Origin of the sequence: Okeanomitos corallinicola TIOX110 (genome assembly GCF_038050375.1) — a bacterium.
GTDB classification, from domain to species: Bacteria; Cyanobacteriota; Cyanobacteriia; order Cyanobacteriales; family Nostocaceae; genus Okeanomitos; species Okeanomitos corallinicola.
The window spans coordinates 1,547,475-1,573,506 of the sequence record NZ_CP150886.1; the positions used below are offsets into that span (position 1 = coordinate 1,547,475).

A 26,032-nucleotide genomic window follows, 5' to 3' on the forward strand; every position below is an offset into this window, starting at 1 on the left:
CCCGATTCCCTGTTCCCTGACAACTGACTATTAAAGTAATCTACCTGTGGCACAAGTTGTATTAGAAAACATTTATAAGAGTTTCCCTCCCCGGAAGGGGGAAAGTATGACTACACAAAAGTCATCATCAGAACAGGAAGGTGCAGATAGTATTAATGTCCTCAGACGGATTAATTTAACTATTGCTGATGGTGAATTTATGGTCTTGGTGGGTCCCTCTGGCTGCGGTAAAAGTACCTTACTGCGCTTAATTGCGGGGTTAGAGGAAATGACTGGGGGTAATATTTGGGTAGGCGATAGCGAAGCTGACCAAGGGTATCGCTTAATTAATGATTTACCACCCAAAGCTAGAGACATCGCTATGGTGTTTCAAAATTATGCTCTTTACCCACACATGACGGTTTATGACAATATCGCTTTTGGGTTACGTCGTCGTTTAGGCAATCAAGATAAAGGTTCTACACATCCAGTTCGTCGCTGGGGAGAAAATTTCCTGGTGGGAATTACTAAAAAATTACCTAAAGGACTGCGTTATTTGTCTCCACAAGAACGGATTATAGAACAACAAGTATGGAATGTCGCCCAATTGTTACAAATTGAAACTTTGTTAAATCGTTTACCCAAACAGTTATCAGGAGGACAAAGGCAAAGGGTAGCATTAGGACGGGCGATCGCCAGAAATCCGCAAGTATTTTTAATGGATGAACCATTATCTAATTTAGATGCTAAATTGCGAGCAGAAACCCGTACCCAAATTGTTAAACTCCAGCGTCAATTGGGAACAACAACAATTTATGTCACCCATGATCAAACTGAAGCAATGACAATGGGCGATCGCATCGCGATTATGTCTGGGGGACAAATCCAGCAAGTTGCCCCACCTTTAGAATTATATAATTATCCTGCCAACCGATTTGTAGCTGAGTTTATCGGTTCTCCACCCATGAATTTTATCCCGGTAGAATTTCATGCACCTTTATTAATTACCCATACCAATTTTCGCTTTACTCTCCCAGATATTTGGGGAAAAGCATTACAAAAATATGATGGTCAAACTGTAATTTTAGGTATTCGTCCAGAACACTTAAATCTGAGTGTCCCCGCTACCAAAAATTTACCAGTTAAAGTAGATTTAGTAGAAAATTTAGGAAATGATTGTTTTCTATCTGTAAGCATATCTGACCCTGATCTAACCAATACCGATGGTCAATCTTTACAACTAAGAGTTCCCCCAGATAGATTGATTGGGATAGGTGAACAACTTTGGCTATCATTTATCCCTGAAAAACTACACTTTTTTGATCCAGAAACTAATTTAGCCATATTTCCCAAAGCTGGGGAATAGGGAGATGGAGAGATGGGGAGGTGGGAAGAATAATATACTCCTGCACTCCTACATTCTGCCTCCTGTCTCCGGGTGAGATGATGAACTAACATTGTTGTCGGCTATGCCAACTTCTTCTCCCTATGGCTATTGTGGACTTCTTTATTTTGCTTACCACCAACTTCTAAATAAGCTATATCTTTAATTTTCTTACTCAAGCTGCTGGGTGCTAAATGACTATCTGCTCTTTTTTCTGTTGCTGATTTAGCAATTTTGAGATTGTCATTTTTTTGAGTATTAGCTCTACCATTACGGGAGTTTTCTTTTAGTAGTCTGTTATAAGTACGGTAAGGAATGTAATGCAAAGGATTATAGCCAACAAACCGTAGCATTAACACACAAGCCCAGGAATATTTACCTGCGAGAATTGCTTCTATTACTTGATCAAATTGTTCAGGATTGATTTTTTTATCGGGGTAGCCGCTATGTCCAGCAATATCTTGATTCATGGTGAGTGTTAGTTTTATTTTAATGAGGTAACTACTCGATTAGTATCGAGTTTTGCGTTTGAATCGCTATTGACAAACTGCAATACCAGGTATCAAAACCAAATCTCTTGGGTGATTTACTTGAGTGATTCTGGTTTGGTAGATTACTAATATTTATGCAGTTGTGAAATTAATTACAGAAATATATTCGTAATGGATTAATGGCAAATGTTGAAAAAATAGATCAATTTTCCAACAGACACATCCAAAAATTAATTAGCTTTTCAGCAGTTTCCATGACAAGTAGCAAAAAAGCTATGCCGAAAATGACTCTGTTGTCTTTCCTGTGTCCAGATATCATCCGGCCAAGTTTTAGCTTTAGCCATATTTACTGCTACTTGGATCTTTTGATATAGGTTGAGGAGCAGTTTCAAATAAACTCTCAAAACCAAAACTCTCAGGTTTTTTCTTGCTTTAGCTTTTATTTTCTCTAGAGTCTTAGTCATCCAAGTTGTGATTTCCTTTCTCTGGGTGTCACTGACTTGTGCAATCTTTCCTGTATGCACCCAACACACAACTTTGTCCCAAAAATTTAACTTATCTCCCCAAACTAGAGACGCAAAGGCTGAAAGTAATTGATGCTCAAAGGATGTCAACCTGTTGGTTTTATTCTTAATTGCTATGTCACTACTTAATGGTAGGACTAATAAATCTTCCCTTGGTGCAAGTACATCACTTTTCCCAATGGATACCTGACGAAGATGTAACTCAGAGATTTGTACCCCTAAATCACTCCGTTGGCTTGATGTTTCGACTGCATTTAACCTGATGATTTGTTTCATGACCTGACCTGTGATTTAAAACCTGACTGTTTTTAATCAAGTCTGTGTGCTGCTTTGCTATGTAGACCCTGTTGTGCTTTTTTGTAACTTGGTAGCTTTGGCTGCTGGTAAAGACAACTGCTATTAGTTACTTCTGTGCTGTGACTTTTGCTGATTAGTGAATGGATGGTAATGCCTTACCTTCTTTCTATAATCTAGCGAGTTGAGTAGATGCAATTGTGTCCTCTAAAAATTTCACAAGCTCTAACTCTATTGATCTTCCCTGGTTACTATTGTATAACTTTCCGCCTAAATTTAATAGGGCTTTTCCGTAAAGTTTGATAATTGGCAATTCAACAAAGAAGATGATTCATCATTGGCATCTCAAAAGCTACATTCGTATTTATACTATTTTTTTTCGCCAATGTCATCTGCCACTTTGGTAGTCTTATAAGTTAAATTTACTGAATATCTCAGAATGTTCATTTGAGCATTGTGCAACTTTTATTTTTGTCCCATTTTTGTTAATTGAATGAGGGGTCTTACCCCCTATTTTGAAGGAATAAAAAATATATTATCTTTATTTTATTGGCATTTACTATTATTAACTAATCCCTGAAACTCCTTTGCAGTAAAAATTTTATTGCTTTTTATCAAACATAAATATTTGTTTTTAAGCAATTTTTCTAAAAAAGTTCAGTGATTATATATTGTTATATGTTATTTTGGTATATCTGATTAACCTATCATTATAAATGTACCATATTCATGGACACTGGAAATACATAGCAATAATTTTACAGCATTTTTTTGGATATTTGAGTGTTTTATTAGTTGGTTGTGAATACTCTTTCATGCTATGTTATCTCTAGAGTCTTATTCACATCATTTACACACATTAAGATACCAAAAAACACCATAATCAGGTGTTTCAGATTTTCATCGAAGTTGATAGATTATTTTGAAAATTACCTAAAGGTATTTTGTGGTTTTTATGAAGCCATTGTAGAAGATACTAATTTATTTAATTATCATCTCCAACTTCTTAAATACGAATTTAAAGCTGCCATAATCAATATGCTCTGGGCAGATAGTTCAAAAAAATTAATACTTGTAGGATTCAGTAATTATATCAGTAAGTCTATGGGTAAACTGGGTTTAAGGTTTTACCAGTAATTGATCAAAATTTTTCTTGGACTTTTTACTTGCCATTTATCGGCAAAGGCGTTAAAATGTAGTTCCCTAGCAATCAAACTCATTTAACCTGATTTATCGAAGAGTGAAACGACTGCTTTTGAACCTGACACTATCAATCACAACTACTGCTGCTTCCCCTTCATAGACCTAAGTTGTTTATTTTTTTATTCAGTGCATTTCTGCTGCTTGAGTTTTAAGAAACTAAATCAATTACAAAAATCTGTAGTAATAAGCCTGAGAGTGAATTTTGTGAAAACAGCATCAAGGAAACTATGGTAAGAAACTTGATTTTTTGGGCTGATGTACGTAATTTTCATTTGTTATGCTCCTTGAGTAGTTGACAAAAGGTATTTAAAATAAGGTGTTTCGGTATTAATGTTTTATTAAACACTGGTCATATAACCATGTTTGGATAAAAATTTTACGATTATAGATTATTCGTTGGTTAAAACGGTTAATCAGGGAATATTTTTAGACATGGGTATAGAAGTTTGAAACTTTCAACTATTACTATTACTTATTTTTTCTGAGGATTCCGGACATAACCGGAAAATAAAGTCACATTTATATGGATGCATTTGTTAACTATAAAAGATATTTATACATAAAATATTAAGAAAATAAGTATTTTTCAATAAAGTTCTTGAAGCTGTGATGTGCTATCAGTTGGTAAAATTAAATACAGCCAGGGAAAAGGTGGGGAAATTCCTGACAGACTCCCCACTGGTAATTTTCCTTTATATGTTATTCAACACATAGGTAAACTGCCCAGATAGCCATTGCACGCAGATAGGTACTAGCGCGGAAAGTTCCAGTAGCAGTGATAGCTTCAGGGGTGCGGAACTGTAAACCGTTGTCATAAATTTGCCTAACTACTGCTTCAGTTAAACGCATACCTTCATCCTTCATTCCCATCTGTAACAAAAATGCAGCTAACCCAAAATTAATACCCGTCCAAACTTCCAGAGGATGAGTAGCGTTAGGGTTTTCCGGTGAACCGTCGGGAAGCACACCATTCGCAGCACCAAATTTCCCATCCTGGAATTTCAAAAAACAAGCATTATATATAGTTGTGAGAGCAGAAAGGGCGCGATTGCTCGGTACAATATCTGGTAAACTGAGTAAGCGAGCGTAAAACTGCCCACATAGTTGGTCAGCCATGACGACATCAGAACCACTTTCACTATCTAAGCGGTAATATTTCCCATTCCAAAGCTTTTCTTGATAGATTGGTTTGGCTTGACTTAACCAAGTTTGATAGATTGATTTTTGCGGGGTTGTGTTTTTGTAGTCTTTGATAATATCACAAATTGCGATCGCACTTTCCAAAGCTGCTAACCACAAACCACCACAGTAAGCACTAACACCATTTAACCGCCAATCGTCAAAAGTTTGATCAGGAGCACCAGAATTTTCTGGTATTCCATCTCCATCTAAATCAAATTCTTTCACATAATCCAAAGTTTGCACGATTGCGTCCCAACAATTTGCGAGAAATTCAATATCATTTGCACCAGTAAAAAGGTAGTCGCGGTATACCTGCAATACAAAATCACAACCTAAATCTTTCCACAAATTGCAATCTTGATAAGCAGTATAGTTGGTTTTTTCCCAAACGTGTTCATTGGGTGCGCCTAAGTCATGGGGTGTAGCACCTGCTACCTTACGGATAGCTTGGGGACTTTCGGCATTGATGGTGAGATAATAACCGATAATTCTAGTTCTATCATCACTTTGGGGAATTGCCCTAGCGAATGCACGTATTACGGCTTTTTCTAGTTCTGGGTATAACATTAATAACCCGAAAGAACCGTATAATCGCACATCTAAACTTTCATACCAACGGTAGTCTAGACATTCTAACACTGCAAATTGACCGATGGGGTCTTTTTCGGTGGCTGCACTCCAGAGAGTTCCCCCGCTGGTTAAGTCGTAGAGTTCGTTAAATAAGGACATTTTCAACCAGTCGGGTAAGTCTTGTCTGTCTAAAATTGGTTGTTGCCAGTTTTGAATTTGCGATCGCCAATTATGATATTCTTTCAGTGCATTAGTCGCAATTTGCCAAGCATTATCACCACTACAACCAAAAAAGTCTGTATATCTGCGATAGTAGTTTACACCCTCTGCAAATTCTGTGACCGGAAAATCCCAACTTAACACAAAAGGAATTTCTAAAGTTTCCCCTGGTTGCAAAGTGAAACGTACCGCAACCGCAGCACCTAAACGAGAATTTTCATCTGCGGGAGTTTCATCTAAATAATTAGTTAAAGAACCATCTTTACTAAAAGTCTGCCAAATTTCCTCACCATTTCCAATAGTATTAAAACGGGAATGATAAAATAATTCAACTTGGGGATTTTTTGTGGTTGCAATACACCAAGTTCCATCACCTTCTTGGGGAGTTTCGTTATTAGTAACTCTACCTAAAACACAACCTAAATAATTATCATCTTCAGCTAACCAATTATAGTTATTTTTACTTTCTCCCCATTTTGGTTGATATTCATAAACAGGACTGCCATCATCTCTAATTTTGACTTCGGGAGATTTTGCAGCATTGGTAAACCAACCTGTCATATTTTCCCAAGTTAGCATAATGCTAATAGTAATTGGTTGGTTAGTTGGGTTATGTGCAGTCCAGAGAAAAACGGCTACTGGGTAACTGCTTTCTTGGTAATTCTTAGCCCAAATCGGAGAAAATTGTTCACAGGTTAATTGGGGTTTAAAAACATTTTCATATACAAACCAACTGCGGGGATAAAGTGCATGATATGTTCCTGTTTCTTGTGGAGTGGGCATCTTGCCCGCCTCTTCTGATACATTGGAATTAGTAGGATAAAATGCCCAAGTTTGTAATGTGTTATCTTCAGGAGGTTGGGTAGATAATGCGTAGGTTTTGTCTGATGTAAAAATGCTAAATTGACAAGCGGGAACGTTTTTAAAAATATGTTCTCCACCGTCAATGTGCCATAAATTGAAGTCTCCGCGAGAGGAACGGCCGATACAACCTGCACCAAAACCACCTAATGGCATTCCGTGAAATGGACCATCATCGAGGTTGCTGGGATAGCGGACGGTGTAGGGTTTTTCCCAACCTAAACCGATGGGACGTTTCCAGGTATAGGGGGGTATTTGGGGTTGGGGTTTCATGGGTTTGGGGATGAGGATTTGATGCTAATTTAGGGTAGCTGTTTATGTGGTTTTTCTCAAGTAGTTTGATTTGGTTTTTTCTCACGCAGAGTCGCTAAGGGGTTTAAGGTTTTAGTTGCAGGTTTTTTGTTTCGCGCAAAGTCGCTAAGGCGCAAAGGTTAATTTATAATTTTTAGGTTGGGTTATGGATGGTAATATTATTTATTGGCTATGATACAATTAGGTATATTTGTTATTTAAAGGAAATGGTAAATAATGCTGGCAAGTTATATTGATAAAGCAATGGAATTGGCGGTTTATGAAATTATTGAAGATGATGGTACTTATTGGGGTGAAATTCCAGGTTTACAGGGTGTATGGGCAAATTATAAAACTTTAGAAGGTTGTCGGCGTGAGTTAAGAGAGGCGTTAAGTGATTGGTTGGCTTTGCGTTTACGTTTGGGTTTAGATATTCCTGTGATTGAGGATATTAATTTAAATCAAATTACACAATCTGTATAAAATGCCTAGATTAACACCTGTTTCTGGGAATGAGTTAGTACAGCGTTTGCGTGAGTTGGGTTTTGAAGGACCTTATGCTGGTGGTAAACATCCACAAATGCGACGGGGTGATTTAACTGTTATTATTCCTAACCCTCATGAGGGTGATATTAGTGTTGGTTTGTTATCTCGGTTGTTACGACAAGCTGGAGTTTCTAGAGAAGAATGGTTAGAAGGATAGAATAATATCGTTAATTAGAACTAAAAAATAATTGTAGTCAGTTTTAACTGACTTGGGCTTTTAGACTGGGAATTTATTCCCAGGTAATGTGAATAATGTTAATTTATCAAAGAATGCGGGAATCTAAATACAGGTGTAACTATAACCAAATATCAGGATGTAATTGGGGGAAGAATTGATAACCTAACCAACCTAAAAATACTCCTAATAATGATGTACCTGCAACAATGAAAAACTGCTTCCCTACTTTATAAGTAATCCCAAAACCCCCTTGTCCCAGGACTTCCTGTATAATGTATTTCCCACCCTGTAATTTATCACCTTTTTGCCAAACCATCGGTTACAGATGCCTAAAAATAGTTATGTTCATTTTGGCACAGTCAGGGGTGATTTGGGTAGTGTGTTGATGTTATTTTAATATCATATTAATATCATGAGGCAGAGCCTCTATATGGCAACGAGGGGAAAATCTAAATATTCACAGACAATTTATAAATAACCATCCTGTAAATCCTTAAACCCTGGACATCCTGATTCAGACATTCTCTGATATTTGTGTTTTTAACCAACTACGAAAACTCTTAATCATCGCCATTTCACCCACTTCTAAACTAGCAGCTAAAAACCGAGGAACTTCTGTATTTAAAGGTAAATTAGCAAAAGTAGGTGAACCATTACAAGGAATATATTTACCATCAACTAAACTATAAATTTGCATTACAGGTTGATCATAACGCCACACTTCGGGAACACCCAAAGCTAAATAAATCGGTAACTTATCAATAGAAGAACTAGCATAATCAACTTCTATCACCAAATCAGGTGGGGGGTCTTGAGTTAAATCTAAACTGGTTTTATTTCTCATAATTGGTTCATTTTGAATATAGAAACTAGAATCAGGTTCTACACCTCTAGCTAAATCTTCCCGTTTACAAGTTAAAGAACCAGTGCTTTTAACATTGAGATTTAACGCTTCAACTAAAACAATAATGAGATTTTGTAACAAACGGTTATTATGTTCATGAGGCATTAATGGAGTCATAATTTCTAAAATTCCCTGATTATAAGTAAACCTGTTATTACGAGAATCACCAGTTTCTAATAAAATCTGTTCAAAAGTATGCCAAGAAATATGATTAAGTACAATACTATTAGTGTGGTTAGGTGTGATAGTTAGCATATAAATTAACCTCATGTTTTATTGATTGATTATATCATTCATACAAAATAATTTGCATAATTCTATATACTTGCATATACAGCAGATTGCAGATCAATGAGGTACAGAATTAAAATTGAAACCTATACACAAAGCCAGTTTTACTTCTGACTCCTGACTCCTGAATTCTGCTGTAACTTTCAAAGTTAAAAATTACCAACCACCAATCACCCAGCCTCATCCATATTTTCCCACTTTGACGGCAAATACGACTTAGAGATTACGGTTCACCCCAATTCCTGAAAGTATTAATTCTCATACATTAGTCAGAGTGACAATAGTTCAATCCATGAACCAACTAAAAACAAAGTTTAAAATAAACCGTCCCATCCCAGGTTCGGGAAACCACCCTTCATGGACTGACTACACAAGTTCAGTATATATATCAGCATAGCTTGCAGGTTCACTCCCAAACCAGCAAAACCATGCTGGACTGACTGTTTAATCTAAATTAGTTGGTTTAAACATTTAGCCCTTTATAATCCCATTCATTTGTAGTTATACGGAAGCAGCAGCGAAAATGGCAAAAGTAGTAGGAATTGATTTAGGTACAACTAACTCCTGTGTAGCAGTAATGGAAGGTGGTAAACCCATCGTTATTGCTAACGCTGAAGGTTTTAGAACCACACCATCTGTAGTAGCGTTTGCGAAAAACGGCGATAACCTAGTTGGTCAAATCGCTAAACGTCAAGCGGTGATGAACCCAGAAAATACTTTTTATTCAGTAAAACGTTTCATTGGTCGTCGTCACGACGAAGTTACCAAGGAAACCACTGAAGTATCTTACAAAGTTCTCAGTAGTGGTGGAAACGTTAAATTAGACTCTCCCGGTGCTGGTAAGCAATTTGCACCAGAAGAAATATCTGCAAAAGTTCTCCGCAAATTAGTAGAAGACGCAAGTAAATATCTGGGTGAAACAGTTACCCAAGCAGTAATTACCGTTCCTGCTTACTTCAATGACTCCCAACGTCAAGCAACCAAAGACGCTGGTAAAATTGCAGGTGTTGAAGTATTACGAATTATCAACGAACCTACCGCAGCATCCCTAGCTTACGGTTTTGATAAAAAAAGTAACGAAACCATCCTCGTATTTGACCTTGGTGGTGGTACATTCGACGTATCCGTACTAGAAGTTGGTGACGGTGTATTTGAAGTATTAGCGACATCAGGTGATACCCACCTTGGTGGAGATGACTTTGATAAAAAAATAGTTGACTTTTTAGCAGAACAATTCAAACAAACTGAAGGTATTGACCTCCGCAAAGATAAACAAGCTTTACAACGTCTGACAGAAGCAGCAGAAAAAGCGAAAATCGAACTTTCTAGCGTTACTCAAGCAGAAATTAACCTTCCCTTCATCACTGCTACCCAGGATGGCCCAAAACACCTGGATACAACCCTCACCCGTGCTAAGTTTGAGGAACTTTGCTCAGACTTAATTGACCGTTGTCGCATTCCTGTAGAAAATGCTCTTAAAGATGCGAAGTTAAACAAGAGCAATATTGACGAAGTCGTATTAGTTGGTGGTTCTACTCGTATTCCCGCAGTTCAGGAAGTAGTTAAAAAGGTACTAGGTAAAGACCCTAACCAAAGCGTTAACCCTGATGAAGTGGTAGCTGTTGGTGCTGCTATTCAAGCTGGTGTACTTGCTGGTGACGTGACCGGTATCTTGTTGTTAGACGTAACTCCTCTGTCCTTGGGTGTAGAAACCTTGGGTGGAGTGATGACTAAGATTATTCCTCGTAACACCACCATTCCTACCAAAAAATCAGAAGTATTTTCAACTGCTGTTGATGGTCAAACCAATGTAGAAATTCATGTTCTGCAAGGGGAACGGGAATTTGGTAACGATAACAAGAGTTTGGGAACTTTCCGTTTAGATGGTATTCCTCCCGCACCTCGTGGTGTACCTCAAATTGAAGTTACCTTTGATATTGACGCTAACGGTATTCTCAACGTCACTGCGAAAGACAAAGGAACTGGTAAGGAACAATCAATCAGTATTACTGGTGCTTCCACCTTAGATAAAAATGATGTGGAACGCATGGTACAGGAAGCTGAGAAAAACGCTTCTAGTGATAAAGAAAAGCGGGAAAAAATTGAACGCAAAAACCAAGCTGATTCTTTAGCATATCAAGCTGAGAAACAACTCGAAGAATTGGGTGATAAAGTTCCTGAAGCTGACAAAACCAAGGTTGAAGGTTTGGTAAAAGACCTGAAAGAAGCAGTTGCTAAGGAAGATGATGAGCAAATCCAAAAACTCACACCTGAATTACAACAAGCTTTATTTGCAGTAGGTAGCAATATCTATCAACAAGCCGGTGGTGATGCTGGTGCTGCTCCTGGTGCTGAAGCTCCTGGTGGTGGTTCTACACCTCCTTCCGGTGGTGGTGATGATGTAATTGATGCAGATTTCACTGAAACTGAAAGTAAGTAAGAGGTGATTGGTGACAGGTGACAGGTGACAGTTGACAGGTGACAGGTGACAGGTGACAGGTGACAGAAATAAGGTAAGAGGCAAAAGACAATAGTTAATATTCTTCCCCTGCTCCCCCTGCTCCCCCTGCTCCCCCTGCTCCCCCTGCTTCAGACTACTACAAATTGTTTTTCTCCCTCGTCCTCTGGTTCATAACCGGAGGATAATTTTTCTATAGCTTTATCAATTAAATCTAAACCTTGTTGTACGGTTTCCACTACGCTTAATTGTCCCCGCAGTTCCGCAGCACCCATGAAACCTTTTGCATACCAGGTCATGTGTTTACGAGCTTGACGTACACCTCTATCACCTTTATATTCCCATAAAGCATAAAGATGTTCCCTTGCACATTCCATTCTTTGCATTGGAGTAGGTGTAGGTAATAATTCCCCAGTTTTTAAGAAATGGTCAACTTCACCGACTAAAAACGGATAACCTAAAGTTCCGCGAGAACACATTACTCCATCTGCACCGGTTTCTTCTAAACATCTCACCGCTGCTTCTACTGAAAATATATCTCCGTTACCAATTACAGGGATAGAAAGAACTTCTTTTACCTTCGCTATCCATTCCCACCGAGCGTTACCGTTGTAACCTTGAGCGCGGGTTCTACCATGAACTGTAATCATTTTTGCTCCCGCATCTTCCATGCGTTTAGCAAAATCAAGAATTGTAATTTCTTTATCACTCCAACCAATACGGGTTTTGACTGTGACAGGAACATCCACAGCTTTAACAACTTCCCGCACTATTGCTTCTGCTATTTCCGGTTGTCTTAATAATGAAGAACCGCCACCATTTTTAGTAATTTTATTAACTGGACAACCCATATTAATATCAACAGTATCTGCACCTTCTGCCACTGCTTTTACTGCTGCTGATGCTAAAAAATCAGGACGACAATCAAATAATTGAATACTAATAGGGCGCTCATTGGGGTCTACCTCCATAATTTTTGGTAGTTGTTTGACATAATGTAACCCCGTCGCATTTACCATTTCTGTATACATCATTGATTCTGGTGCATAACGACGTACTAAACGCCGAAATACCAAATCTGTCACCCCCGATAAAGGTGATTGTAACACCCGGCTTTTGATTTCCAATGAGCCGATTTTTAAAGGTTGGGAAAGTCTAGCTTGTAGTGTGGGGGACAGGGAAATCATAGGAATATTTTAATAAATTCAATCAAGTAAATTACTTACATTCTAATTGTAGGGCTGCATCTACTTGTTTATATTCTGTCATAGCTTGGGATAGTAATGATGTGGCATCTGCTAAATTTTCATCACGTCCCAAAAATTCTAATTGTTTGCAAATTTCCGACAAGGTTTTCGCACCCACAATGGCACTACTAGATTTAAGTGCATGAGCTTCTATGTGTACAGTTTTGGCATTTCCTTGAGTAATAGCATTATGAATTACCTGTAACCGTTCTGGTGTATCTTCTAAATATGATTGAATAATTTCTCTATATTGTTCTATATCATTATCACAAATTATTTCTTTTAGTTCTGCCAAAGCTGCTATATCAAGAATATTATTAGACATGGTTTCGACAAGTTCATAATGAATTTTATTATTTTTTTGACAATTACTTAAAGCCTTGGTTAATTCTTCTATCCGAATTGGCTTTGTTGCATAGTCATTCATTCCTGCTTCTAGGCATTTTTCTCTATCTCCTTGCATTGCATTAGCTGTCATAGCAATAATCCAAGGACGGGAAGATAATGGCCATTCTTGGCATATTTTACGGGTAGCTGTTAAACCATCCATTTCTGGCATTTGTAAGTCCATTAATATAACATCATAGGGTTGCCTCCGCAACGCAGTTAATACTTCTAAACCATTGGCAGCTATATCAGCACGGTATCCCAGACGTTGTAGAATATTAATGGCAACTTTCTGATTGACAACATTATCTTCTGCTACGAGAATTTTTAAGGGTATCTTGTCCGCCATTTGGGAATCAAATTTTGAAGGTTTGGAATCAGCGGTATTATCTGTTTTAGAAACACCCTGATTACTAAAAATATTAATCAAACTACTTACTAAATGAGATGTTTTAATAGGTTTAGTTAATAATGCCACCACATTTATATTAGATTCATGCAAATTTTCTAGACTTTGGTTGTTACATATTGACGCTAACATTACTAAAGGTAATTGTTGACAATGAGGCAGTTTGCAAATTTCAGAAGCTAATGTCAAACCATCCATTTCTGGCATTTGCATATCTAGAATAGCCAGATCAAATTTTTGTTCCTGAATATATTTAAGTGCTTCTTTTCCAGATTCAGCTAATACGGTATTGATGCCCACAGACTGACATTGCAACATTAATGCTTGGCGATTGATAATGTTATCATCAACTATAAGTAATCGTTTTTCCCTAAGAATTTCCTGTGGATTAATTAAGTCATTCTGATGATAATCTTCGTTTCTATTAACAAATGTAGTAACAATAGTAAATGAAAAAGTTGAACCGTGACCGACTTTGCTTTCTACCCACATGTGTCCACCCATTAGTTCAGTCAGTCGCTTACTAATTACTAATCCTAAACCTGTACCACCATAATGACGAGTTGTGGAAGCATCAACTTGACTAAAGGGTTGAAATAGTCTGTACATTTTATTTTCAGGAATACCTATTCCCGTATCTTTGATACTAAATTTAATTTCCTGTAATTGGGATTTAGTTTGAGAAATATGTTCTACGTCTACTAATGTTGTCATTTGACTGCTCAAAGCAAGACTAACTTCACCAACATTAGTAAACTTAATTGCATTACTGAGTAAGTTAACTAAAATTTGCCTGAGTCTGGTGACATCTCCTCTGATAAATTCTGGTATTTTTGTATCCATTAAATAAGCTATTTCTAAGCTTTTTTCACTAGCTTTTGGAGCTACTAAATCTATGGATTCTTCAATACAATGTCTCAAGTTAAATACTTGCTCTTCTATTTCTAAGTTACCAGATTCAATTTTAGAAAAATCAAGAATATCATTAATTAAAGTTAGCATAGAATCTCCACTATTGCGAACAATTTCTACAAATTCTTGCTGTTGTGCTGTGAGTGGAGTATCTAGTAATAATCCTGTCATCCCAATAACTGCATTCATAGGAGTGCGAATTTCATGGCTCATAGTCGCTAAAAATTCGCTTTTAGTTTGATTGGCAATTTCCGCCTGTTCTTTGGCTAATTGCAATTGTTCTTCTGCTAGTTTCTTATCAGTAATATCTGTAATTGTTCCTACTAACCGACAAGGATTCCCTTGTTCATCAGAAATACATTTTCCCTTGGCAGCTATCCAAATATAATACCCATCATGATGTTTCATGCGATGGGTATTTTGATAAACTTCTGTTTTTCCTTCTAGGTGATTGTTAATATCACTAAGTGCTTGTTGTCTTTCATCTGGATGTACATTATCAGCCCAAGTAGAATAATGTTCAGGTAATGGTTCTTTTTCATATCCTAGTATTCTCATCCATGCAGGGGAAAAATAAACTTCATTGGTGATTAAGTTCCAATCCCAAATACCATCATTTGTACCAGAAATTGCTAATTCATAACGTTCTTCTCTTTCTCTCAAGGTTTCTTCAACTTTCTTTCTTTGCTTGACTTCTAATGCTAGTTCATTATTAATTAGTAATAATTCTTGTGTCCGGGTTTCTACTCTTTCTTCAAGTAAATCATTAGCAGTTTTAATTTCTGCAAACATTTCTTGTAATGCCAATAACATAGACTTGAAATTATGACTAAGTGAGTCTATTTCCGCAATATTACTATTATTGATTTTAATATCCTGCTTGGCTAAAATCTTTCCTGGTATATCAGTTGTCACCTGAGTTAAATTTAACAGCGGTGCTACAAGTTTTTTACTAACAACAACAGCAACAATAAAGGCTATAATTGCTATCATTACGAGGAGAGATAAATTTTTAATATAAATATTACGAATATAATCTATATTAGGTTTTGTTGGTGTTTCAATTACTAATTTAAGTGGATAATAAAAAATATGATCTAAATCTATTATTTTTGCATATAAAGATGCGTCCCATCTTTTAATTTGAGGTATATTGGTTTTATTAGATATTAAATGAACTACTTGATTGTCAATTTTTCTAATTTTATTATCTTTATATGTGAGAAATTCTTGTAAGATAATGGAGTTTCCTACTGTATTATTATCAGTGGCAATGATCCGATTTTTATCATCTATGAGTGTAGTATTAATTTCGATATTTCTACTACTACTATTATTATTAGTATTATTTATTTGAATTAACTGACTCAATGCTTCTAATTTGATTTCCCCAAAAACAGCACCTATAAATTGATTATTGTTAATAATTGGTACACCTAATGTAGAAAATAACTGCTCTTTGTTATTGAGATTATCAACAATATTATAGCTGGTTTTTGCTCCTCTTGTGAGTTTCTGAAAATCTGACCTTTGAGAAATGTTGAGATACTGATTTTCTTCTTTTCTCGGATATTCTGAAACTACTTTACCACTGTTATTAACTACATAAAGTCTACTAATTAAGGGAAAGACTCTTTGAGTATTTTCTATTAGCTGATCATTCTTGATATTATTGATATTTATAGCTTCTAATGATACATTTTCGGCAACATTTTTTAAAACCGCTATATTGGCTTCTTGCCAGATATTAATTTTGTCTTGGAATGCTAGAGATACGGAATTCAAATCTCTAGCTACTTCCATTTCAATGGCATTAGCAGAACGAATGGCGTTATTAATATTCAGAAATAATACCGGAAAAAACACAAAGGCAACCAATAAATTAAATAGGGATTGTTGCCAAGAAATTCTTGGTTTATGTTGGTTGATGTGCAGCCATTTATTAACTGGTAAATAGTTGATGATCAAACTACATACTAAGGCATTAAAAAAACCATTAACGGCTTGTTTTACTAAAATCAGTAATGTCCCGACAGCACTTACTTTTAATATGCCACCATAAAATACTATTACCAATGGTGTACCTAATATCATCCAGTAAATACCATCTAGTAAAAGTAAATTCTGACTTTTTTTCCTAAAAAGTAAGCCTACAAATAATGCTTCACAGGTAAATATAATAATTGCATAAGGATGTGTCCAGAGTGTGTAAGTATGAAAGCTGATGATAGTGGCTGCAACAGTACCCCAAAAACATCCATAGATAGCTATAATTATCAAAGCAGCTATACTACCAAATAGAAAATCTACACCAAAAAATAGTGTGATTTTAAAATAGTTACCAAGATAGCCAGCAATAATTAACATTATCAATGGGATCACAGATTTTTGCTTTAAAGCTAATCCCGCTAAGTTAGATAATTTGTTAAGAAATTGGATATTCATGTATTTAACAAACAATGATGTGGTATTGATCAGAAGTCATAGATTTAATATCTAAGGTAATTATTTGTAACTATTTTATTGATAGTGCTGGGTTGAGATAAAAAAATATAATTTATTAGATTTATTAGATTTATTAGATTTATTAATCATTAATATAATATGATTTTTATGTTGTGGCAGATAACAGAGTTGAAAGTCCTTTTTATTTGTATGAGTTTTAGCATCCGTCACTGTCTTAACTAACCTGATTACTTGCTACAACTTATCTTGAAATCCTACAAGAGCAAATTATGCGTGTTTATAATCCTCTACGAAAAGACTATTAATAAACTGCTTATTTGCTTTTATTATTAAGATTTTTAATGATTAAGCTAAAAATCACTACTTGCTAAACTAGCAAGTGTTAAAATTTCTCGACTCCTGAATTTTTAATGAATTTTTAAAAATTGCTGATAGGCTTTGTATCTAACTTTATATAAAATATACCAAATTTGTAATTTATATCACATAATATGATAGTTAAGTTTTGTATTACTCAATCACGGTTGATCCGAAACGATATCCTTTACCGTAAACTGTATGAATAAGTTGAGATTGGCTATCAGCTTCGATTTTACGACGTAATAAGCGAATTAAGGCAGCAATAACATTACTTTCTGGCTGTTCGCTATTTGTCCACAAATTCTGCATAATTTGATGATGTGTTAATAACTGTCCAGAGTTTTCCATAAAATATTGCAGTAAGCTACTTTCTTTTTGGGATAACTCAATCATTTTTCCCTGACGATAGGCTATCTGATTTTCGACATCTAGTTCTAAGTCTGCTACTACTAAACGCCCTGTAGTATTACTATGATGATCAATACCTGCACGACGTAATAAAGCACGCACCCTGGCTAGTAACTCTCGCAGTTCAAAGGGTTTAACTAAATAATCATCTGCACCAGCATCTAAACCCTGTACACGATCATCTAGAGTGTCTTTTGCTGTCAGAAACAATACGGGGGTTGTTTTGCCTTGGGTGCGTATTTGCTGACAAATTTCTAACCCAGTTTTTTCTGGTAGCATCCAATCTAAAATTAGCAAGTCATAATTTTTGCTTTGTGCTAACTGATTGCCGCTTTTACCATCATAAGCTAAATCAACGATGTAACCCTGACGAGTTAAAACACGACCAAGGGGATCCGTCAGTTCAATTTCGTCATCAACTAATAAAATTCTCATAGTGATAATAACTAAGCATATAATTAACCGCAAAGACCAAGATAACAAAAAAAATAATGCTGACTGTTGCACTACCAAAAGGGGAATTACTTAAAAATAGCATCCGCTTACTACAATCGGTGGGATTAGATTTTAGCGGCTTTTTAGATTCTGGAAACCGCCAATTACAAATTCCTGATGCTCGTGGGCAAGCGAAGGGTTTATTAGTACGAGCGCAAGATGTACCTGTTTATGTGGAATATGGTCAGGCACAGTTGGGCATGGTCGGCTATGATGTACTTAAAGAGAAAAAACCACAGGTTGCACAAGTAGTAGATTTGCAATTTGGCTATTGTCGAATGTCTGTAGCTGTGAAGGCTGCTAGTGCTTATAAATCACCGTTGGATTTACCTGCACATGGCCGAGTTGCTTCTAAATATGTCAATTGTGCGCGAGAATATTTTCAAGGTCTAGATTTACCTGTGGAAATAGTTCCTTTGTATGGTTCGGTGGAACTAGGCCCAATTACGGGGATGTCTGAGGCTATTGTGGATATAGTTTCTACGGGTAAAACTCTACGGGAAAATGGTTTGGTGGAAATTGCCACTTTGTATGAAAGTACGGCGCGGTTGATTGTCCATCCTTTGAGTTATCGTTTGAATATGGGTAATTTGCAAGGTTTGGTAGAGAAACTTAGGTCAGAAGTTTAGCAGTTATGGCAAAAGACAAGGGACAAAAGGCAATTTTTTCTAGTTTTAACCCTTGTCATTATTAAAATTTCCTTGATAATTAATTTAGCTTTCTTAAATTAGATAAAAATGAGATATTACATAATTTATGATGGTCAATGTAATCTTTGTGTAAATGCAGTCCGTTTATTAGAAAATTTAGATCAGGGAAAAATATTTAGTTATGTTCCCATGCAAGATGAGCAAACTTTGTCTAAGTGGGGAATTACTGCCCAAGATTGTGAACAGGGTATGATTTTGGGCGATGAGAATTTTAGACAACGTTGGCAAGGTAGTGATGCTATTGAGGAAGTAGGACGTTTATTACCAACTACGGGTTTTGTTGATATCTATCGTGGTTTGCCTGGTGTGAAGTGGTTAGGGGATAGATTTTATGAACAAATCCGCGATCATCGTTATACACTGTTTGGTAAACGGGAAATTTATCAGTCTGTTTATTGTGTTGATGGTAGTTGCAATACAAAAACTCAATCTTAGTCGAGATTTTGACGCGGCAATTGCCTTTGTCATTGCGCTCGGCACCATTGCTAATCCTATCAATTTGTCGGCATCATCATGTAGCCAATAAATTTCCGCTTGTAGTTCCCCCAATTTTACAGCTAAGTCTTGATTCATGGTTTGTTTGAATAATCTCTAAATAATAAACTTTATAAATTTATCTCGATTATTTTGTTTGATCTGTTTTTATGTCACAACAATAGGAGATAATCATAAATTATCAGAAGATAAGCGATCGCCAGAAATTTTATCTGTCATCTGAATACGACCTCTAACCACGCGTCTTAACAGTCTATTAATTGCTTCTTCTTCTTCTTGTTCTAATAAATCATCTAAAATAGCTGCCATTAACCCATAGCGATCTGCTAAAGTTAAAATTCCATCATCAGCAGAAGAAGCAATGATTTCGGAAATAGCTCCGGGAAGATTTTGAAGTTGACGCATGGTAGTAATCCTTGAACTTTATCAAAACTTGATAACTTTAATATCCCCCGAAATCCATATCTTTTGAGTGATTGACTTAATCTATAACCTGTGAGAGTCATCAACTATTATGTTGATAGCAGTAGCAGTAAATATGTGATGTAAATCACAAATATATGCTATCTGGTATTGATTTATTAATATTCCCCTGTCACCTCTCCACAGGTATTGCATAAACCTTGAACTGTCACCTCATAGGTTTCACCTCGTAAACCAGGACGCAGATTTTTTAGTTCCACACACCGGAATGTTTCCCAAGCAATATCTTCAATCGCACCACATTGATGACAACAAAAATGATGATGGGGTTGAACGTTAGCATCATAACGCGATACACCTTCCTGTAATAAGACTTCACGTACCAGCCCTACTTCTCTAAGTGCTTGTAAAGAACTATATATAGTTGCCTGTGATGAAACAGGGAAATCTTTATTTAAGTCAGTTAATAGTTGCTCAACGGTGGGATGATCGGTACGTGATAATAAATTGGCATATACAGCAAACCGCTGAGGTGTTACCCGTAAACCCTTGGACTTCAAGGTTTCAACAATTGCGTTTGCTTCTTTTTGCATAGCTGTTTCCGTATTTATAGAGTTTTTACTCTTAATTATATTCTATCCTATTCAGTAATTAGTAGTATCTTTATCTTTCTATAAAATTTAAGTATTTATAACTATTGAATTTTTCCTAAATCAGAATTATTCTTAGATATGAGAAATTCAATAAAAGAGGTTAACATGGCTGTAATCGAAACTGTACCTGACGTTGTTTTTAAAACCCGTGTCCGTGATGAGTCCATAGGTGGACCAAACCCATTCCGTTGGGAAGATCGTACGACCGTAGATTTATTTGCTGGTAAGCGCGTAGTTGTGTTTTCATTACCAGGTGCTTTTACTCCCACCTGTTCGACTTCCCACCTACCCCGCTATGAAGAACTATATAAAGAATTTAAAGCATTAGGGATTGATGAAGTAATTTGCGTTTCTGTAAATGATGCTTTTGTAATGTACCAATGGGGTAAACAACAAGGCGCTCAGAACGTATTCCTACTACCCGATGGTAACGGCGAATTTACCCGTAAAATGGGAATGTTAGTAGATAAATCTAACTTGGGCTTTGGAATGCGTTCTTGGCGTTACTCAATGGTAGTAAATAACGGTAAAATCGAAAAAATCTTTACTGAACCTGGTTACAGCGATAATTGCCCCACTGATCCTTTTGAAGTATCAGATGCAGACACCATGTTAAAGTACCTCAAGGGTGCGTGATTGGTAATTGGTGATTGGGGAAAAGGTGATGAGATGACTAATTTTTTCATCTCTATTACCATCTCCAATTCTGATCCTGATCATCCAAAATATTTGATAATTTGTAGATAAGACAATATCTAAAGTCCCAAACCTAAAATCTAAAATTGTTATGACCTACGATTTCGACTTATTTGTAATTGGTGCTGGTTCTGGTGGAATTGCTACAGCTAGAAGAGCAGCACAATATAGTGCTAAGGTAGGAGTTGCAGAATTTGATAGACTAGGTGGAACTTGCGTAAATCGTGGTTGTGTTCCTAAAAAATTAATGGTTTATGCAGCTAATTTTCCTGAGTTATTTACTGATGCTCAAGGATATGGCTGGAGTGGTATGGAGAGTTCCTTTGATTGGGAAAAGATGATTACCGCAGTTAATAATGAAGTAGATCGTCTGAATGGAATTTATCAAAAAATGCTTGATAATTCCAAAGTAGAAGTATTACGTGGTTATGGAACATTAGTTGATTCCCATACTGTTTTAGTTGGTGATAAACAAGTTACAGCAGATAAAATATTAATTGCCGTTGGTGGTCATCCCATTAAACCAAATATTTTAGGAATTGAACACGCTATCACTTCTGATGATATTTTTAACCTCAAAAAACAACCAGAGCGGATGGTAATTTTGGGTGGTGGTTATATTGGTTCAGAATTTGCTTGTATTATGAATGGACTGGGGACAGAAGTTACCCAAATCACCCGTTCTGATATGATTTTGCGTGGTTTTGATGATGATTTGCGAAAAGAAATCCAACAAGGAATGATTAATCATGGTATCAATGTCATTAATAATGTGGAATTAATTGCCATTGAAAAAGATGCAGAAGGGATTAAAGTTACAGTCCGCAAAGATGGAGAAACAGAAGAGACTGTTGTGGTTGATGTGATTAGTTTAGCGGCCCTTGGACGTAAACCAAATACGCAAAACTTGGGGTTAGAAAATACCAAAATAAAACTACATGATGGATCAATAGTTGTTAATGAATACAGCCGTACAGATGAAGAAAATATCTATGCGGTGGGAGATTGTACCAACAATATTAATTTAACACCTGTAGCAATTAATGAAGGACGAGCCTTTGCAGATACTGTATTTGGTGGTAAATCTCGAACCATGAGTTATGAAAATATCCCCACAGCCATTTTTACCATGCCAGAAGCGGCAACCGTGGGTTTAACTGAAGCAGAAGCTCAGGAAAAATATGGTGATAGGGTGAAAATTTACCGGACTCGTTTCCGCCCTATGTATTACACTTTAGCGGGGAAAGAAGAAAAAACCATGATGAAATTAGTGGTTGATCAAAATACCGATCAGGTGTTAGGAGCGCACATGGTAGGTACAAATGCAGCGGAGATTATTCAAGGGGTGGCGATCGCCATTAAAATGGGTGCAACAAAAGCTAACTTTGATGCCACTGTTGGTATTCATCCTAGTTCAGCCGAAGAGTTCGTTACCATGAGATAATAATCAGTTATCACTCATAACTGATAACATGAGCATCTATCCAAAACCAAAAAAAGCCCCAGAAAACAACCGTCAAAATAGTAATGACTGGCGGTTATTTTTACGCCTATTACCCTATGCTCGTCGTAGTGGTAAATTACTGGCGTTATCAATGTTTTTACTTGTACCTATTGGTGTAGCTAATTCCGTTCAACCCTTATTAATTGGCCAAGCAGTATCTTTAATTCGGCAAGAACCTGGTGTTTATGAATTCCTGAAAAATCGTTCTTTAATAGAAGGTTTAAATATTATTCAGGGATTATTTCTGGTGACAATTATCATTAAATTGGCACTTACGGGATATCAAGGTTATCTAGTCCAAAAATTGGGACAAAGAATTACAGCGGCAATTCGTGTGGATTTATTTCATCACGTCACATCTTTAGCAGTTAATTTTTTTGAACGTACACCTATAGGTAAACTAATCACTAGATTAATAAATGACGTTGAAAGTTTAGGAGATGTATTTGCAACTGGGGCTGTTGGCATTTTTTCTGATCTATTCTCCATGCTAGTCATCATTGGTTTTATGTTTTCGATCCAATGGCAAATAGCTTTACTATTAATATCCGTCCTACTACCGATTGCCTGGTTAATAATTTATTTTCAAAAACAATATAGAAAAGCTAATTACAAATCTAGAGAAGAACTATCACGAATTAATTCCCAACTACAAGAAAACATTGTTGGTATTGATGTAGTGCAACTATTTCGCCGCGAAAATTTTAATAGTGAGTTATTTAGAAACACCAATAAAAAATATATTAAAGAACTTGATACTAGCATTTGGTATGATTCCGCTGTTTCTGCCACCTTAGAATGGGTTGGTTTAATTGCCATTGCTGGGGTGTTGTGGGCGGGTGGTTTATTATTATTAGAAGACAATCTCACCTTCGGAATTTTATCAGCATTTGTTTTATACGCCCAGAGACTATTTATTCCTCTCCAAAATTTCGCTGAGAAATTTACTACTATTCAATCTGGTTTTACTGCCATTGAAAGGGTAAATGGTGTTTTAGATGAACCAATAGAAATCAGGGATAAAGCTAATCCTCGCTTCTCAATTTTAGATAATAAATTTGGGTATATAGATGAAATAATCAATGGGTTAGAAACACAGAATTTCACCCAGACACCAGAACTAGGAGAAATCAAATTTGAAAATGTTTGGTTTGCCTACAAAGATGATGACTATGTAATCAAAGACTTAGACTTTACCATTCATCCAGGGGAAAAAATCGCCTTAGTCGGACCGACTGGCGCGGGTAAAAGTTCAGTTATTCGCCTTTTATGTCGCCTATATGAACCCACCCAAGGACGTATTTTAATTGATGGTGTAGATATTCGAGAGATAGCACAGGCAGAACTAAGACGCTACATGGCAGTAATTTTACAAGAGGCTTTTCTGTTTGCTGGTGATGTTAAAAGCAATATTACTCTAGGAGATAGCTACAGTTGGGAAGAAATTGAACAGGCAGCAGAAAAAACTAATGTAGCTGATTTTATTAATCAATTACCTCAAGGTTATGATACTGAATTAAGAGCAAGGGGAACAAATATTTCTAGTGGACAAAAGCAGCTTTTAGCCTTTGCACGGGCCGCAATTCGTAACCCACAAATTTTAATTTTAGATGAAGCTACGGCTAATTTAGATGTTGGTACAGAGGCATTAGTTCAACAGGCATTAAATCAACTTTTAACTAGAAGAACAGCCATTATTATCGCTCACCGTTTATCAACTATTCGTAATGTAGACAGAATTTTTGTGTTAAAGCGGGGCGAATTAATTGAACAGGGCAGTCATGAACAATTAATAGCAGAAGGTGGTTTTTATTCAACACTGCATAATTTACAAATGTTGGGAATCTAGCAGTAGGGAGAAATATAAATTTCTCCCAGTTTTGGAAATCACATCTTTTAATTCATCAGTTTTTCTACTTCAAAAGTTGCTAAACCTGTTAAATTAACAACCTGTTCTAAAGACATTCCAGTCGCTAATAAATTAATGGCAACTTGTCTTAATTGTGATTCTGCTTGTTCGGCGCGTTGCTTTTCCTGTTCTGCTTTTTGTCGTTCTAAATCTGCTATTTCTTGACCTGTAGGTAATAATTCCCCTTCTAAAGTTATCCAACGTAACCAGGTAGTTTCAACACCTCTATAACTGCCTTGCCAACGCACTAATGCTAAACCCAAAGATTGACTGATTAATTGATTTTTAGAATTAAGTTGAATAGGTTCATAAACACCGCGATTGAGATAGAATCCTGCCCAATCTTCGGGATTAAAAGGGTCAAACCAAAAATATTCAGGAACACGCAACAAATTTTGATAAATCAGCTTTTTCTCGTTTTTATCTTCGGATGCGGTAGTTTCAGAAAGTAACTCAATTACCACATCAGGTGGTTTTCCTTCTTCCCAAACCACCCATGATAAACGTTCTTTTTTTGGGACTCCTAAAACAGCAAAAAAATCTGGACCTCTAAAGTCTTGGTTTTTCAACTGTGCCAAACTAAAATAAACAAACATATTGCCACTGACATAACCATCAGACCTGGCTTCTAACCAAGGCCATAGGGTATCAATCAGCATATCCATTTGGAATTTATGCCGTTGTGTTTCCATGGGAATACCATCATCACAAGGAAGTTCTACCTGAGTTGGTGGCAGTTTCACACTAGGTTCAGCAATGATAATTTCTGACATAACTTTAGTGTGGGAATTGTTAATACTTTTATATTACTGCAAAATTAAGGAGTTCAGGAATGACGAATTACCTTTTTACCATTCGCATAAAAGCCGCACCTGTTACTAAACCTGCAAACTGTCCCCAGTAACCAAGATTAGCTATACCACCAGGAATATTTAAACCGCCAATACTATAAAATAACTGCTGGATAAACCACCAAAACAAATATAAAAAAGCAGGAATTTCCACAGGAATAAAAATGATAATCAAGGGTAAAACTGAATCTATTTTAACTTTAGGAAACTTGATAATATAAGCTCCTAAAATTGCCGAGATTGCCCCATTTGCTCCCACTACTGGTATAGCTAATTTTGATTCCATAAAAATCTGGATCATACCTGCAAAAATTCCCGCCGCAAAATATAACATTAAATATCTTTGTCTTCCCAAACTTCTTTCTACAGTTTTACCAAACACCCATAAAAATAGTAAATTGCCCAAAATTTGACTAAAACTACTATGTAAAAACAAAGAAATTGGTAAGGCAAGTAAACGCCAGAAAACCACTATCCAAGCTGCTGAATTATAAAAAACGGCATTTGTTATAGCTATCTTAGTTTGTAAGGGAATTATCCCCCAACTATTAACGAAATTACCTAATTGACCATGAATATCTAAATTAAGTTCCCCGCAAAATATAGCAATATTAATGCCAATCAACCAATAAGTAACAATTGGCTTTTTCCAACTATAAAAGTTATCACTAATAGGAATCATCTGAATTTATTTGTAATTATCATTTACTCATCTTGCACCATTATTCAGTT

The 26,032-nt window shown here is 36.2% G+C and carries 21 protein-coding genes; 9 read left to right on the plus strand and 12 right to left on the minus strand.

What is annotated here, in order from left to right; genetic code table 11:
• Window positions 1-46 precede the first annotated feature (46 nt).
• A complete protein-coding gene (locus tag WJM97_RS06705; protein WP_353932266.1) occupies window positions 47-1,345 on the plus strand; it encodes an ABC transporter ATP-binding protein in 1,299 nt (432 codons plus the stop codon).
• Window positions 1,346-1,446: 101 nt separating this feature from the next.
• Here WJM97_RS06705 and WJM97_RS06710 read toward each other — a convergent pair whose 3' ends face one another.
• From WJM97_RS06710 to WJM97_RS06720, 3 genes are all read right to left on the minus strand, one after another.
• Window positions 1,447-1,833 (minus strand): HetP family heterocyst commitment protein, encoded by a 387-nt coding sequence (locus WJM97_RS06710; RefSeq protein ID WP_353932267.1) that lies wholly within the window; start codon window positions 1,831-1,833, stop codon window positions 1,447-1,449.
• Between the two features lie 263 nt (window positions 1,834-2,096).
• The gene (locus WJM97_RS06715) at window positions 2,097-2,654 is read right to left on the minus strand and encodes a hypothetical protein (RefSeq protein ID WP_353932268.1); all 558 of its coding nucleotides are present in this window, start codon (window positions 2,652-2,654) and stop codon (window positions 2,097-2,099) included.
• Window positions 2,655-4,574: 1,920 nt separating this feature from the next.
• The gene (locus WJM97_RS06720; RefSeq protein WP_353932269.1) at window positions 4,575-6,980 is read right to left on the minus strand and encodes a GH116 family glycosyl hydrolase; all 2,406 of its coding nucleotides are present in this window, start codon (window positions 6,978-6,980) and stop codon (window positions 4,575-4,577) included.
• Window positions 6,981-7,235: 255 nt separating this feature from the next.
• Here WJM97_RS06720 and WJM97_RS06725 point away from each other — a divergent pair, with 255 nt between their 5' ends.
• Window positions 7,236-7,481 carry a type II toxin-antitoxin system HicB family antitoxin gene (locus WJM97_RS06725; RefSeq protein WP_096570731.1) on the plus strand — a complete coding sequence of 82 codons (246 nt, stop codon included), beginning with the start codon at window positions 7,236-7,238 and terminating at the stop codon, window positions 7,479-7,481.
• A gap of 1 nt (window position 7,482) precedes the next feature.
• Window positions 7,483-7,701, plus strand: a complete 219-nt coding sequence (locus tag WJM97_RS06730; protein ID WP_353932270.1) for a type II toxin-antitoxin system HicA family toxin — start codon at window positions 7,483-7,485, stop codon at window positions 7,699-7,701.
• Window positions 7,702-7,840: 139 nt separating this feature from the next.
• On the opposite strand, the gene WJM97_RS06735 is transcribed toward WJM97_RS06730, so the two are convergent.
• Together WJM97_RS06735 and WJM97_RS06740 are read right to left on the minus strand one after the other, a co-directional pair.
• The gene (locus WJM97_RS06735) at window positions 7,841-8,038 is read right to left on the minus strand and encodes a hypothetical protein (RefSeq protein ID WP_353932271.1); all 198 of its coding nucleotides are present in this window, start codon (window positions 8,036-8,038) and stop codon (window positions 7,841-7,843) included.
• 198 nt (window positions 8,039-8,236) lie between these two features.
• Window positions 8,237-8,881, minus strand: a complete 645-nt coding sequence (locus WJM97_RS06740) for a Uma2 family endonuclease (RefSeq protein WP_353932272.1) — start codon at window positions 8,879-8,881, stop codon at window positions 8,237-8,239.
• A 559-nt stretch (window positions 8,882-9,440) separates the two neighbouring features.
• Here WJM97_RS06740 and dnaK point away from each other — a divergent pair.
• Window positions 9,441-11,357 carry a molecular chaperone DnaK gene (dnaK, locus tag WJM97_RS06745; protein ID WP_353932273.1) on the plus strand — a complete coding sequence of 639 codons (1,917 nt, stop codon included), beginning with the start codon at window positions 9,441-9,443 and terminating at the stop codon, window positions 11,355-11,357.
• 149 nt (window positions 11,358-11,506) lie between these two features.
• Here the strand turns inward: dnaK and dusB are convergent, their stop codons facing one another.
• The 3 genes from dusB to rppA all read right to left on the minus strand — a co-directional run bounded on the left by dusB (window position 11,507) and on the right by rppA (window position 17,999).
• Window positions 11,507-12,562 carry a tRNA dihydrouridine synthase DusB gene (gene dusB / locus WJM97_RS06750; RefSeq protein WP_353932274.1) on the minus strand — a complete coding sequence of 352 codons (1,056 nt, stop codon included), beginning with the start codon at window positions 12,560-12,562 and terminating at the stop codon, window positions 11,507-11,509.
• A gap of 31 nt (window positions 12,563-12,593) precedes the next feature.
• The gene (locus WJM97_RS06755) at window positions 12,594-16,775 is read right to left on the minus strand and encodes a response regulator (RefSeq protein WP_353932275.1); all 4,182 of its coding nucleotides are present in this window, start codon (window positions 16,773-16,775) and stop codon (window positions 12,594-12,596) included.
• A 531-nt stretch (window positions 16,776-17,306) separates the two neighbouring features.
• Window positions 17,307-17,999: a two-component system response regulator RppA gene (rppA, locus tag WJM97_RS06760; RefSeq protein WP_353932276.1), complete on the minus strand. Its 693-nt coding sequence runs from the start codon at window positions 17,997-17,999 to the stop codon at window positions 17,307-17,309.
• Between the two features lie 56 nt (window positions 18,000-18,055).
• Between rppA and hisG the strand changes: the two genes are divergently transcribed.
• Window positions 18,056-18,688 (plus strand): ATP phosphoribosyltransferase, encoded by a 633-nt coding sequence (gene hisG / locus WJM97_RS06765; RefSeq protein ID WP_353932277.1) that lies wholly within the window; start codon window positions 18,056-18,058, stop codon window positions 18,686-18,688.
• Between the two features lie 108 nt (window positions 18,689-18,796).
• Window positions 18,797-19,204 carry a DCC1-like thiol-disulfide oxidoreductase family protein gene (locus WJM97_RS06770; RefSeq protein WP_353932278.1) on the plus strand — a complete coding sequence of 136 codons (408 nt, stop codon included), beginning with the start codon at window positions 18,797-18,799 and terminating at the stop codon, window positions 19,202-19,204.
• A gap of 231 nt (window positions 19,205-19,435) precedes the next feature.
• On the opposite strand, the gene WJM97_RS06775 is transcribed toward WJM97_RS06770, so the two are convergent.
• Both WJM97_RS06775 and WJM97_RS06780 read right to left on the minus strand, forming a co-directional pair.
• Window positions 19,436-19,669 carry a hypothetical protein gene (locus tag WJM97_RS06775; RefSeq protein ID WP_353932279.1) on the minus strand — a complete coding sequence of 78 codons (234 nt, stop codon included), beginning with the start codon at window positions 19,667-19,669 and terminating at the stop codon, window positions 19,436-19,438.
• Window positions 19,670-19,845: 176 nt separating this feature from the next.
• On the minus strand, window positions 19,846-20,280 hold the full coding sequence (locus WJM97_RS06780; RefSeq protein WP_353932280.1) for a Fur family transcriptional regulator: 435 nt from the start codon (window positions 20,278-20,280) through the stop codon (window positions 19,846-19,848).
• 165 nt (window positions 20,281-20,445) lie between these two features.
• On the opposite strand from WJM97_RS06780, the gene WJM97_RS06785 reads away from it, so the two are divergent.
• From WJM97_RS06785 to WJM97_RS06795, 3 genes are all read left to right on the plus strand, one after another.
• Window positions 20,446-20,976 (plus strand): peroxiredoxin, encoded by a 531-nt coding sequence (locus WJM97_RS06785; protein WP_353932281.1) that lies wholly within the window; start codon window positions 20,446-20,448, stop codon window positions 20,974-20,976.
• Between the two features lie 151 nt (window positions 20,977-21,127).
• A complete protein-coding gene (gor, locus tag WJM97_RS06790; protein WP_353932282.1) occupies window positions 21,128-22,480 on the plus strand; it encodes a glutathione-disulfide reductase in 1,353 nt (450 codons plus the stop codon).
• 28 nt (window positions 22,481-22,508) lie between these two features.
• The gene (locus WJM97_RS06795) at window positions 22,509-24,389 is read left to right on the plus strand and encodes an ABC transporter ATP-binding protein (RefSeq protein WP_353932283.1); all 1,881 of its coding nucleotides are present in this window, start codon (window positions 22,509-22,511) and stop codon (window positions 24,387-24,389) included.
• Between the two features lie 47 nt (window positions 24,390-24,436).
• Here the strand turns inward: WJM97_RS06795 and WJM97_RS06800 are convergent, their stop codons facing one another.
• Window positions 24,437-25,222, minus strand: coding sequence for a Uma2 family endonuclease (locus WJM97_RS06800; protein WP_353932284.1), 786 nt, complete (start codon window positions 25,220-25,222; stop codon window positions 24,437-24,439).
• Window positions 25,223-25,289: 67 nt separating this feature from the next.
• Window positions 25,290-25,982, minus strand: a complete 693-nt coding sequence (locus WJM97_RS06805) for a rhomboid family intramembrane serine protease (protein WP_353932285.1) — start codon at window positions 25,980-25,982, stop codon at window positions 25,290-25,292.
• Window positions 25,983-26,032: the final 50 nt, after the last annotated feature.